This window comes from Shimia sp. NS0008-38b, assembly GCF_040370365.1.
Lineage (GTDB): Bacteria > Pseudomonadota > Alphaproteobacteria > Rhodobacterales > Rhodobacteraceae > Shimia.
This window is the reverse complement of record NZ_BAABWQ010000002.1, coordinates 1-12641: the sequence shown is the minus strand read 5'-3', so window position 1 is coordinate 12641 and position 12641 is coordinate 1. Positions and strand designations below refer to the sequence as shown.

11 protein-coding genes are annotated in these 12641 nt (G+C 54.9%); 8 read left to right on the top strand and 3 right to left on the bottom strand.

Annotated features, from left to right (window positions below; genetic code table 11):
- The first annotated feature begins 251 nt into the window (after window positions 1-251).
- From ABWV47_RS06125 to ABWV47_RS06100, 6 genes are all read left to right on the top strand, one after another.
- Window positions 252-686 carry a hypothetical protein gene (locus ABWV47_RS06125; RefSeq protein ID WP_353309655.1) on the top strand — a complete coding sequence of 145 codons (435 nt, stop codon included), beginning with the start codon at window positions 252-254 and terminating at the stop codon, window positions 684-686.
- A complete protein-coding gene (locus ABWV47_RS06120; protein WP_353309653.1) occupies window positions 683-1645 on the top strand; it encodes a TRAFAC clade GTPase domain-containing protein in 963 nt (320 codons plus the stop codon). The genes ABWV47_RS06125 and ABWV47_RS06120 overlap by 4 nt, the downstream gene beginning before the upstream one ends.
- Window positions 1646-2584: 939 nt before the next feature.
- Window positions 2585-2977, top strand: coding sequence for a rhodanese-like domain-containing protein (locus ABWV47_RS06115; RefSeq protein WP_353309650.1), 393 nt, complete (start codon window positions 2585-2587; stop codon window positions 2975-2977).
- A 191-nt stretch (window positions 2978-3168) separates the two neighbouring features.
- Window positions 3169-3438 carry an acyl carrier protein gene (locus ABWV47_RS06110; protein ID WP_353309647.1) on the top strand — a complete coding sequence of 90 codons (270 nt, stop codon included), beginning with the start codon at window positions 3169-3171 and terminating at the stop codon, window positions 3436-3438.
- On the top strand, window positions 3435-4649 hold the full coding sequence (locus ABWV47_RS06105; RefSeq protein ID WP_353309644.1) for a beta-ketoacyl-[acyl-carrier-protein] synthase family protein: 1215 nt from the start codon (window positions 3435-3437) through the stop codon (window positions 4647-4649). Before ABWV47_RS06110 ends, ABWV47_RS06105 begins: the two co-directional genes overlap by 4 nt.
- Entirely contained in the window at window positions 4624-5427 is an 804-nt protein-coding gene (locus ABWV47_RS06100) for a MaoC/PaaZ C-terminal domain-containing protein (protein WP_353309641.1), read from the top strand. The genes ABWV47_RS06105 and ABWV47_RS06100 overlap by 26 nt, the downstream gene beginning before the upstream one ends.
- Here ABWV47_RS06100 and ABWV47_RS06095 read toward each other — a convergent pair.
- Window positions 5424-5828, bottom strand: coding sequence for a DUF3307 domain-containing protein (locus tag ABWV47_RS06095; protein WP_353309638.1), 405 nt, complete (start codon window positions 5826-5828; stop codon window positions 5424-5426). The genes ABWV47_RS06100 and ABWV47_RS06095 overlap by 4 nt on opposite strands.
- A gap of 237 nt (window positions 5829-6065) precedes the next feature.
- On the opposite strand from ABWV47_RS06095, the gene ABWV47_RS06090 reads away from it, so the two are divergent.
- The gene (locus tag ABWV47_RS06090) at window positions 6066-9065 is read left to right on the top strand and encodes a cyclic nucleotide-binding domain-containing protein (protein ID WP_353309636.1); all 3000 of its coding nucleotides are present in this window, start codon (window positions 6066-6068) and stop codon (window positions 9063-9065) included.
- Window positions 9066-9196: 131 nt separating this feature from the next.
- Window positions 9197-10750 carry an alkaline phosphatase D family protein gene (locus tag ABWV47_RS06085; RefSeq protein ID WP_353309633.1) on the top strand — a complete coding sequence of 518 codons (1554 nt, stop codon included), beginning with the start codon at window positions 9197-9199 and terminating at the stop codon, window positions 10748-10750.
- 74 nt (window positions 10751-10824) lie between these two features.
- Here the strand turns inward: ABWV47_RS06085 and ABWV47_RS06080 are convergent, their stop codons facing one another.
- Together ABWV47_RS06080 and ABWV47_RS06075 are read right to left on the bottom strand one after the other, a co-directional pair.
- A complete protein-coding gene (locus ABWV47_RS06080) occupies window positions 10825-11337 on the bottom strand; it encodes a GNAT family N-acetyltransferase (protein WP_353309630.1) in 513 nt (170 codons plus the stop codon).
- 155 nt (window positions 11338-11492) lie between these two features.
- A complete protein-coding gene (locus ABWV47_RS06075; RefSeq protein WP_353309628.1) occupies window positions 11493-12275 on the bottom strand; it encodes a Stf0 family sulfotransferase in 783 nt (260 codons plus the stop codon).
- Window positions 12276-12641: the final 366 nt, after the last annotated feature.

Sequence of the window (12641 nt, the reverse complement as noted above, 5' to 3'; positions counted from 1 at the left end):
TGGCACATCCCTGACCGCATATTCCCCTCGTCGCGTCTGGCGCAGCCTTTGCAAAATCGCACCCGCCGTCAAACCGAAGGTTTGCCTCTGGCAGAATGGGGCCGGTTTCGAGCGCGATCTGGATCAACGCCCTTCATGTCCTGCGAGCGTAGCTATTCGACACGAAACCGTCTCTCAACAACAATTGCACTCAAAAGACTAGTAGTCTATGTCAGGATTCAACCTTGGTAAAACACAATTTATGAGTGACCATGTCGGCAATAAAAGAGTTCACGCTTCCGTTGGTGCCCTTCGCGTTTCAGGTAGTATTGAAAGTCACTTTGAACTATGGGCAGGATTGGTGGTACTACATCGATACTGGTACATTACTTTTGACCTTTAGTGTCTGGTCCATAGTACTGTTAGCGAAAGTTCCTAGCAAAACCATGATACCTTCGGACGATGAAATCGTCGAGTCTATGGCCAGAGTAAGACGAGCATTTGTTGTGTTTTCTATGATAGGTTTCGCGCTATTTGGCACTACCGTGTATAATCAAATTATTATTGACAGACTTCCTGGAGCTTTAGAGGCTGCAAACTTAATTGACTTGGAGCGCTTCACAATTGCCGCGATTGCATTTGCGGTGTGTTTTATAGCCTATATTGCCTATTATCGTGTTCCGGTGTCTAAGATGGTTGAAGCATGATGGAAGATTTTTTTACGTTAATCAGTAATACGAAATTGGACATGTTCTCGATTGCCATTGCAGTCTTATTTGGTTTTGCGGCTATTAACACAGTTTCTCAACTTCTTATTCCGATTTTCACCCGGGGAATTAAGTTGTCGTTGCGAGTGGCTGTGATTGGATTGCCTAGGGCAGGTAAAACATCCCTCATTACGGTTGTTTTTGACGCAATCATGTCGGGAAAACTCGCAAAATTCGCGACTGTTCGCGGCGGACAGACAGTAGACAGGGTAACTAGGTATATGACTGCCATGTCAAAAGGCATAAATTTAGGCCCGACTGATGACAAAGACGTATTTGCGTACCGATACGGGGTATCACAGAGGCGGTTTGGCTTAATTCCGCTCAAGTATGATGTGGAAATTGCCGATTTCCCCGGGGAATACTCAAAGGACCTGTCGGAGAACTTGTTGGATCAGCAACTTCCTACAGGGCTTTACAAAAAAGAGTTCTTCTCATGGGTTCTTCAGGCCGATCGTTACATTTTCGTCATTGATGCGGAAACCTTTTTAAAAAGCGAGGCGTCGGACAGAAGTGCTTATGTAAGTATGATAGATGTTCTTTTTAAGAATGCAGTACTTCATTTAAAAAATGAGCTTTTGGATGAAAAAGTTTACAACAGAAGAGCATTGGTCGTCTTCACCAAGTGTGACACAGCCTTTTGTGTACCGCTCGCTGGAGAAAGTGAAGAAGCCAACCTAGTATACAGAGATCACCGAATGGATAACGTCTTGACTGACGAGGAAAAGCTGACTGATGCACAGAACCAGCTTTCCCAAATGGTGGATCAGTTCAGCGTTACTTTGGATTTTCTATCCAATAATTTCAAAAGGATGGATGTTCTTTTGCATAGTTCGTACTTCGATTTACCGTTTTCAGAAGGTGCTAACGATAGGGTTGTTAGATTTTCGTCACCCTAAGGCGGAAGGCATTTGGTAAAAACTCCGTGCGCAAAATAATTCCATCCTCCCCCAAATCCCCCCCAAATCTCACCTTTCCCAACCCATCCCCAGCTTATCCACAGGAAATCCCCAAGCTTCCCCAACGGCTTACCCCCAGCCCCCGTCAAAAAAACCTTGCCCGACTCGCCCCCTTTGACCCACCATTAAGTCAACGCAAGGGATCGCAAGATCCGGCGCGGGACGCTGAGGTCTTCCGGAGAGGGGCATGCTGTTTCACAGCGATCTGCCCTCCAGTGACCGGGGCGGGGAAGGGCCGGTTCACACCGACACAGACCTCGCAGGGCGCGTTTCTGTCTCAGGAATGTGCTGTCCACGCTGGAGAACTCGACGGGACGCTGGCCGAAATGGCTGGGAGATGCGGCGGGGCTCTGTGAGCGTCGCAATACCTCCAAGGCAGGAAGGCGGCGGATAAGCCTGAGCGGTGGCCGATGGGCTAAGGGACACATCTTTTGAACGGCGCAGGCCTTTGGGCGTGCCTCATTTGGGGGGTGCTTTGAGCATCGGTTTGGGGGGGAGTGTTTGCACGTAGGGTGCAGGCAAAGCTTGCAAGAGTTTCGTCTGACACACATGGCAATCAGATCCCGCTGCACTGGCCCAGATGGCGCTTGTCCCATTCCATGGGGCGGGTTGGGATGGGCCCCGTCACGGGGCTGGTCTAGGTCTCTTCATGAGACCGCACATTCGGGACAGCGCGAAGCGAATGCGCAGCATGGGGAGGCTTGCCGACCCGGAGGGCACATTCAAACGAAGGCGTCAGGTTGTGGGCTTGGGGTGTGTTTTGACCCGCTGCCGTCCATCCCCTGACGCCTTCTTTCTTGTCACGGATGCGCGATGCCCCCTTAACAGGCGGCTCTGCTGTGCCTACCCTCAGGGAAGACACATCTGAGGAGTTTCCCTATGCCGACCACTGCCGCTGATCTTCTGCAAGCCGCCCATGCGGTTGTTCCCAAAATTTCCGCCGCTGATGCACAGGCGCAAGTTGCCGCCGGTGCGCTGCTCTTGGATGTGCGCGACGCGCCTGAGCTGGCCGCCAATGGCCGGGCTGAGGGCAGCCATCACATTCCACGCGGCATGTTGGAGTTCCGTGCGGATCCGGCCACGCCGTTTCATGATCCGGAGTTGCAATTTGACCGTCCGGTGATCCTGCATTGCGCCTCTGGTGGGCGCGCGGCGCTGGCGGGCAAGCTTCTGAAGGATATGGGCTATGGCACGGTGTACAATCTTGGCGGATTTAAGGACTGGGTCGACGGCGGCGGGGCTGTGATTGAGCCTGTTGATCCGGGCATGTAGCCTATTTTGGCGGCAAATTTGGCACTGTCGCGATACCGACGCGATAGTGACGCGATACCGACGTTGAATTTTGCCCCGATTTGCCGCCATGTTCCGTCTGGAAACTTTTGCAATTGGCACTTACAGTTAGAGCCGTCCGCAGGGTTTTGCGGATGATTTGACGCATGTATTTGAAGACTGGAAGGACACCGATGAGCACCGATCGCGAAACACTGACCCGTGAATTGCTGGAGATGGTCGCGCAAGAAGGTATGGTGGATCCTTCTGAAATCAAACCAGAAAGACCGCTGGAAGAGTTGGACATCCAGTCTGCGGATTTTGTGATGATCCTGATGTCGATTGAGGAAAAATATGGCGCCTATGTCTCTGTCGACAATGAGCTCACCGATGTGGTGACCGTGCAGGATTTGCTGGATCTGGCGATCTCCAAAATCGAAGCGCATCAGGCTGCCGAGGCGTGAGGCGCGTCGTCGTCACCGGCCTCGGTGCTGTCTCTGCTTGTGGGATCGGCGCCGAGACTCTGATCGACGCCACGCAGACCGGAACTTCGGGCGTCAAGCCCATCGCGTTTGATGATTTGGACGCCCAAAGGGTGAAAACCGCCGCCCGCTTGTCAGAGGCTGATTTGGCGCACATCATTGGCGAGAAGCCACACCGCATGCGTGAACCAGTGGCTGAATACGCCCTCACCGCCGCCCGCGAAGCCGTGGCGCAGGCCGGGCTCACCGCGGCGCATTTCGGCGATATGTGTGGCGTGTCCATTGGTTCGGGCTTTGGCGGCGGGCAAACGCTGAACCGCAACTATATGAAGTTTGGTCGTGAAGGCTCGATGCGGCTCGATCCAATGGCAGTGCCCAAGATCATGAACAACGCCGCCGCCAGTTGGGTGTCGATGGAGTTCGGCGCCACAGGCCCCGCATTGTGTTTGGCCACTGCCTGTTCCTCCGGCAGCCAGTCGATTGGCATGGGGTTTCAGATGATTGCGACCGGCCAAGTTGACCGCTGTATTGCAGGTGGCTCCGAGGGCTGCCTTGAAAGCGGTGTGTTTCGCGTATGGGAGCTGCTCCGCGTCATGACCGCAGAGGTCAACCGGCCTTTCAGCAAAGACCGCAACGGTATGATTTTGGGCGAAGGCGCTGGCATCCTTGTGCTGGAGAGCCTGGAAAGCGCCCTTGAGCGCGGCGCCAACATCCTGTGCGAACTCAGCGGATTTGGTACAAACTCCGACGCCGGTGACCTTTTGCGTCCAGATCCGGAGCGTGCGGCCGCCTGTATGCGCGTGGCGCTGCGGCAAGCTGGCCTTGAGGCTTCAGATATCGATTACGTCAACGCGCATGGCACCGGAACTGTGGCCAATGACGTCAACGAGGCGACCGCTCTACGAGAGGTTTTTGGCGAGACCTTGGAGGGGGTGGAGATTTCCTCTACAAAGCCGATACACGGCCATGCGCTCGGCGCCGCTGGGGCGTTGGAGCTGATTGTCGCCATTGGCGCATTGCGTCGGCAATCCGCACCGCCCACTGTCAATTTCACCGAGACAGATCCCAAAATCGATCTTCTGCCTGTGCCCAACGATGCCAAGCCGATGGCGATCAATGCCGTGATGTCCAATTCGCTGGCCTTTGGCGGCATCAACGCCACTCTGATTGCGCAACGCTATAGCGATGGATGACCAAGGCCAAAGCGTCGTGGGCACATCGCTGCGACTTGCCTCGCAGATCTCAGCCGCACAATTGCGCTCATTATCCGATCTGTTGGCGGACATCTTAGAGGTGTCCGCACCCTTGCCACCGCCGGCGTCGGCTGCGGCACTGCTTTTGGGCGATCCAAACGTCTCTGCGGCGCTCATAGATATCGAAGCCCCAATAGGCACTGCGGCAGTACATGAGGCACAGCGGTTTTCGGGGTGTGATTTGTCGCAACTGACAAAAGACGTTCCCCTTGCTCTGGATTCAGAGATCTCGAACGTCTCCGCGCGCTATCGCTTCGCAGTAACGGACTCAGACGCTCAGATTGAGACGCGGGTGCGCTTTCAGTCCCCGGAGCAAGTCCGCGCATTGCGGGCACCAAAGTTCAAGGCTCGAATGCTTGCTGACGAGGGGCTACCCATAACCGGCTCGATTTCTATGGATCACGTGCGCCGGTATAGGGCGCTTTCAAATGACATGAACCCGATTCACGCGGACAATCGCGTTGCGATCGCTGCCGGTTTTGAACGTGCAGTGGTGCCGGGGATGTTGTTGTGTGGGCTTGCAGAAACGGCCTGTTTCCTTGTCCACGGTGCCCACAATATCACAGATATTCGGGCACGCTTTGTGTCGGCGGCATTTGTCGAGGAAGACGTCAAAGTGATGGTCGGCGCATTTGTGGGCAAAACGCGCGTGTTTGTTCTCAGCGCGACAAACGACATTCGCGCTATTGTTGATATTTCTTCAGGACGCCCGCGTTAGCCCGCGCTATTTGGCACCAACGTGCAGGCGTAATACGCCCAGATCATCACCAAATACGTCAGCTGATGCAGCGCTTGATCGGTGCCCATCGCATACCAATACAATGGCTGATCCGGGGTCAGGTTGCGATCAACGGAGTAGCGCGCCTTGCCCCAATCGATGTGGAAATGCACCACAAATTCGGCCAATACCATCCAGAAGATCATCATTGGGCTTGCGCCGAAAACAGCCAACAGAATCAAAGAAAACACCGCGTGAATTCCGGCATGTTGCGCTCGTCCCATGTGCCAGTAGCGCTCACGCCCCACAATCATCTTGGCGTTCTGCAAAAAGAAGTCCGCCACCAGATGTTTGATCTGAAACGCTGCGACCAGCAAAAGAATGGTCGTTATTTGGTCCATCGACCTAAGCCCCATGATGTATTCGACTTTCTGAGACTAGCGGCGAATGCTGTCCTTCGCAAACCTCTGTTTTCACAATAGTGGACTTACTTTAAGAAACCGTTTGAACAGGGTGGGCTCGCAAGGGTAGCATCCGCTGAAAGATTGGGCGGCGTTTGCCGCAGACGTTCAGGAGTCCGGACCATAGAACGCTCGCTTTTTTCCTTTATCTGGAAGTATTCCAAACGGGATCAGCTGGTGCTGCTGGCCCTGACTGTATGCCTTTTTCCGCTGCAATTTCTGACATTGGAGCTGCCCAAGCGCATCATCAACGATGCCATCGACGCTGATCAGGACTTCATCGATGTTCTCAATTGGGAAATGACACAGTCAAACTTCCTGATCATGTTGAGCTTCTTGTTTTTACTGTCCGTTCTTGTGCACGGCCTGATGAAAATGCGTATCAACACGCTGAAAGGTGTGCTGTCTGAGCGTATGTTGCGCCGGTACCGTTTCACGTTGATCTCGCGCATCACCCGGTTCCCTCAGCCGTATTTACGCCGTACATCTCAAGGCGAAATGGTGTCGATGATCACCGCGGAGTCAGAGCCTTTGGGCGGGATGATGGGGGACGCGATCAGTTTGCCTGTTATGCAAGCGGGGCAGATGTTGACCATCCTTGGCTTTTTGTTCCTGCAGAGCGTGTGGTTTGGCCTCGCCGCAGTCGCGCTTATTCCTTTGCAGGCGTGGTTGATTCCGAAACTTCAGCGACAGATCAATTTGTTGAACAAAGATCGTATTGTTGAAGTCCGTCAACTTGCCGCCGAAATTGGTGAAACGGCCACTGGCACACCTGAGCTGCGCGGCAATGGCGGCTGGCGGTTCCGCTCGTCTCAGATCACGCGACGTCTGGGCACGCTCTTTCTGATCCGTCTCGAAATCTACAAGAAAAAGTTCTTTATGAAGTTTCTGAACAACTTCATCACGCAGCTCACACCGTTCTTTTTCTATCTCGTTGGTGGTCTTCTGGTCATTGGCGGGCAGGTCACCACCGGGGCTTTGGTGGCAGCGCTGGGAGCGTATAAGGATCTGTCATCTCCTTGGAAAGAGCTGTTGAATTACTACAACCGGGTCGCTGACCTCTCGTTGCGCTGGCATCTGATCGGAGATCGTTTCGATCCGTCGGGCATGGTGGACGAGGAGCTGATTGAAGACGAACCCGAAGACATCCCGCGTTTGACTGGGGAAATCGTCCTTGGGGAAGTTTTTGTGCGTGACCATGATGGCGATTCCGTGTTGGAAAACATCTCCGCCACCATTGCACAAGGCACCGTTTTGGGCATCCGCTCCCAAGACGCCGAAGAGCGGCGTGCTGTGGCGGAGCTCTTTACACGTGAAATTTCGCCTGTGGGGGGGACGCTGTCGATTGGCGGGCGAAAACTGAGCGAGCTGCACCAACGGGTGATCGCCACGCGTGTTGGCTACGCAGATCCTTCCCCATACGTGTTCCAAGGTACATTTGGCGACAACGTGTTGATGCCTCTGAAGCGTCAACCACTGGCAGATCTACCTGATCCCATGGGAGAGGCTGAGGAGAAGAAACGCGCTTATGAAAGTGCGCGCACCGGCAACAGCTCTGATCGGTTGTATTCCGAGTGGGTGGACCCGGCGCTGGCCGATATGGGCAATGAGGATGATGTGCACGCTTGGTGGGTGCAGCTTATGGATGCCACTGGCGCAGGCAATGCGCTGTTCCGCAAAGGATTGGATCAACCCTTCTTCGAAGTGGACCACGAGGACTTGGCCCAAACGCTTGTGGACCTGCGTCCCCAAATCAAGGCGGCGCTGGATACTGCGGGCCTTGGCAAGGCCTATCACAGGTTTGACCCTGATCTTTACAACCCGGCGCTGCCAGTGGCGGCCAACCTGTTTTTTGCGACACCGCGCCAACCGATCACAGAAGGCAGAGAAGACCGCATCGGAGAGTTCCTCGTCTTGTTGCAAGACCTCGGTATTGAGGATCGAATTCTGCGCATGAGCCGCGAAGTCATTGAGATGCTCAACCAGACCTTTGGTGTGGATGGCACTGATCATCCATTGTTCCAACAGCTGGGCTTTTCGGCAGATGACTTTACCCGCAATGTCGAGCTGTTCGGCAAAAGTCGCGATGTTGGGCTCGCAAATATGGAGCGCGATGATCTGGTGCAGATGTTGTCGCTGCCGTTCCAAGTGTCTGCTGAACGCATCGGTGCCGGCTTCAGTGATGAGCTCAAACAAAGCATATTGGAGCTGCGTCACAACGAAGCCGAGAAACTCGCCGAATGGACCGCTGTCTATTTCGCCACTTTCCGCGAGGACCGATTTATTCCCGGAATGACGGTGCTTGAGAACGCAATCTTTGGCAAACTCTCCGCCTCTGCCGGGCCGCGTGCAGAGCAAATTCGAGACATCGTCGCAGGCCAGCTGCGCGAGGCCGGTATGAAACAAGAGGTGGCTGAACTGCTGTTTGCGGTGCCCACGGGCATTGGCGGTGCAGGGCTGCCCTCCGCCTTTGCAGAACCGCTCGCGATCAGCCGCGCTGCCATCAAGAAACCGGACGTGATGATCTTGAACCGCTGTCTTGCCAACTATGAGGAAGGTCAGGCGGCTGACACCATTGCCAATCTGCGCGAGTTGCTGCCCAATACCACCTTCATCTTCTTGGAAGAAGAGTTTGAGGATCCTGACAGCTTTGATCTGGTGCTGGAGCTTGAGCACGGCCGCTTTAAAGACAGCGACGCCGCTGCGGTGGAAGACACTGACAACGCCGCAAGTGCAGACCTGCGGCGCAAAATGCGCGCGTTGGCGACAGCTGACATGTTTGCCGGCCTGTCTCGCCGTCAGATGCGTCTGTTGGCGTTTGGCGCGCAATGGCATCAGGAAAAGGCCGGGGACTTTGTGTTCCACCTTGGGGATGATCCAGCAGATGGTGCCTACCTGATCCTTGAGGGTGAGGCGAATTTGGGCTTCAAAACACCAGACGGGGGCACTCAGGTGGTGGCCACGGCGGGGCCTGGCACGATCGTTGGCGAACTTGCCCTGATCAAAAAGGAAAAGCGCGCTCTTGATATGCAGGCGAAAACCGACCTCGACATGCTGCGTCTGGGGGAGAGTGAGTTTATGGCGGTGGTGGAAAACGATGCGTCAACCGCTTTCCGCATCCTGCAAGCCGTATCCGGGTACGTTGGGGCGCCGCAACAAAGCAAAGATGACAGCTGACAACTTCGTGTGATCGGCCAGCGCCTTCCGGTCACACAACCTTCACCACCTCTTCACAGTTTCATCCAACCTCTGTTTCAGAATCATCGTTCCCTTTTGGTATGAAAACCAACAGATAGGGAGCCGACCCAATGCCACTTATCCGCCCATCACGCCGTGCCGTTTTGGCCTCCGGCGCTGCTTTTCTTGCAATGCCCGCCATCAGCCGCGCGTCGTCCCGCCCCGTGTTTACGCACGGAGTGCAGTCCGGCGATGTGGATGCCACATCCGGTATGATCTGGACCCGCACCGACCGTCCGGCGCGCGTGTCCATGGAGGTTGCCACCACCGAGAGCTTCACCGACGCGCGCGTGCTCTCAAACATGGACGCCATCCCAACCTCAGATATGGCGATCAAACGTCTGGTGTCCGGCCTGCCGTCTGATCAAGACATCTTTTACCGCTTCACGGCGGCTGATCTGTCTGATGTGAATGCGGTGTCCGAACCCTTGATCGGTCACTTTCGCACAGCCCCAACAGCGCGCCGCGATGTGCGCTTTGCGTGGTCTGGCGACACCGCTGGCCAAGGTTGGGGCATCGATGACGATGGCATGATGACTTACAGCACGATGGCCAAGCACGAGCCTGACTTCTTCCTGCACTCTGGTGACACCATCTATGCCGACGGCCCAATGGAGGATGAAAAGGAACAGCCAGACGGCACCATGTGGAAAAACACCACGCTGATTGACAGCAAACGCAAAGTGGCTGAGACGCTGCAAGAATACCGCGATCAGTGGAAATACAACATGATGGACCGCCACGTGCAGGCGATGAATGCGGCTGTACCAACCTTCATGCAGTGGGACGACCACGAGGTTGTAAACAACTGGTCGGATTCCAAAGACCTGATGGGCGATGATCGCTACACCGTGAAATCCGTGCACCTGCTGCAAGCCCGCGCCACGCAAGCATTCCACGAGATGACACCTCTGCGCCGCTCTGCTGAAGAGCCCGCCCGCGTGTATCGCAAAATCAGCTATGGCCCGATGCTTGATGTGTTCTTCATCGACCTGCGCTCTTATCGTGGCCCAAACAATGCAGAGATGACCGAAACTCTGACCGATGATCAGCGTGTGTTTGGCGCTGAGCAAATTGCTTGGCTGAAAGAAGAGCTGACCAAATCCAAAGCCACTTGGAAAGTCATCGCCTCTGATCAGCCCATTGGCTTGATCGTCTGGGACAATTTCCGCGACCAAGCTGGCTCTGAGGGCATCGCAGATGGCACCAATGGACCGGCCAAAGGTCGCGAAGTTGAGCTGGCTGACCTGCTGCGCTTCATCAAAAATGCAGGCATCGACAACACTGTCTGGTTCACGGCTGATGTGCATTACACTGCCGCGCACTACTACAACCCAAATGAGGCACAGTTCAGCGACTTTACCCCCTTCTGGGAGTTTGTGTCAGGCCCGCTGCACGCCGGTACTTTTGGCCCCAACGCGATGGACAACACCTTTGGACCAGAGGTCAAATTTGTGAAAGCGCCACCAGAAGGCCAGTCCAACTTGCCGCCATCGATGGGCCTGCAGTTCTTCGGTCTGGTCGACATCGACGGCGCAACACAACAGATGACCGTGCGTTTGATGGACCGCGCTGACACGGAACTCTACAGCGTCACGCTCGATCCTGTCGGTATCGCCATCTAAGCGTGGCTGTCATTTCGGAAGAGAAGGGCGCTTGCATCTGCACGCGCCCTTTTGTTTGGGACGGCACCCTGCAGCTAGGGCAACTCATGTTCAAGATAGACCAAATAGGGATCAAGCTCAGCAGGGTTTGCGTTTTCTGGATAGCGCGGAATATAGCGAAAGCCAAAGTGCTCATACATGTCCAGCATCGGGCGGTTGCCTTTGATGGTGTCGGCGTAAACGGTGCGACATCCCATGTTGCGCGCTTCCGTGATGCGCATCTCAAACAACTTGCGGCCCAGCCCCAAACGCTGAGCCTCCGGCCGCACATACATGCGTTTTAGTTCGGCCGCGTCATTGCGAACTTTGCGTATCACGCCACAGCCCACCAGAGTGCCAGCTGCGTCCGTCGCTAAAACTGTGCGGCCTGTGGGGGGCAATAGGTCATCTATATGGGCCAGCGTATCTGCAGCCAGCTCGGATGGCGACAGAGCAGGGCCGCCAACTGCAACCAGCTTGTCACACATGATTTGATAGTAGTCGCACATCAGTGTTTCAAAAGCACCGTGGTCGGGGAGGGCGGAGACAAACTCAAGTTTCAGTGTCATAAACGGTCCGATCCTATTTCGCAGTGCACGCCTCTCGAAAATGGCACAGCAACGCGCAACAGGTAAGGGTGCTTTTACGCACGGCAGTGTCTTGCTTTGTTTGTCTGGGGCGGGGCAATGAATCGGGAGGGGTCTTCTTGCGCCCATCTGTCCGTCTATGCTGCGCCCATCTCTTTCCGATATCGCGCGATCCAAGCCTCACTCTCTTTGTCGGAAAGTTTCATTGTGTCAGCTGTGACATTCCGTGCCGCTTCCGGTGGCAGGCCGATGTGGCCAAGCACTTGCTTTAGGGCTCTCTGCGGTGCCCGTGCCACAGTTTCATATGTAAGGGTAAGGGGCTGCACGCTGGCCAGTGCAAACCATGACCTCCATGCGTCGTCGTAGCTTTGCAGCTTTTTTACGGCGTCAGATAGCGCCTTTGCATCATATCCATCTTTGTTTGTCTCAGGCTCCTGACCCGGTGAGCGCTCAAGGTCAGAGCCGTCCTCGTTTTTGTGCCACAGTCCAGATTGTTCCGCTTTCACCAGGGATACGGCCTGCGCCACTTTGTCGGTGCGTGTGAGGTAAATGAATTTGGTCGGGCCAAAGGCGCATGTGATGCGGTCTAGGTCTGTGGGGCTTTCTGGAAACAACAGCGCCAGTTTTTGAAAGAAGAAGTCCAAGGCGTGCCCTTGAAGGCGCAGCCCAAATACATCGGTGTCTGCGCGCCCCTTGAGAACCGCGGCGTCAACAATCTCTTTCAGCCACTGCGTTTCAGGCATTCCATTGTGGGGGATCTGCATCCGTGTCGCCCAGTCCTCCAAAGAGGGGCGGTGAAACCACGACTTCGGTTTGCCGGCCACGCCTGTTGCGTGCAGCATTCTGTAGAGCAGCGTGCTGCCACTGCGCGGTGTGGTGCACAGAATGTAAGCCGTGGTGTTTGGGCTGGATGTGTCCATCATAGGTCCAAGGCTAAGCGCGGGAGGTGGCGCCTTTGTGACAGGCTTGCCGCGGATTGGTTGAGGCTTTGCTTGTTAAAGGTTGTTCACCGGGGGCGGTTTTGGGGGTGTTGCGTTTTGCGTTGTTTTTGGGTGCGTTTCGTTATTGTTTTGCGTTTTGTGGTTTTTGGACAGTTGTGAAACCGTTGGGATACCGCTGTGATACTGACGTTTGATTTGGGTGTTAACGGTGTGTTGCGTTGTGAGTCTTTTGGTGAGTCTGTTGCGAGTCTGTGTGTAGGTCTGTGGATAAGTGCTGATTGAGTGATGTGTTGTGAGTGATTGTGTTTGTTTTGGATTTTCTGGTTGGCGTCTGTGTTGTTAAGG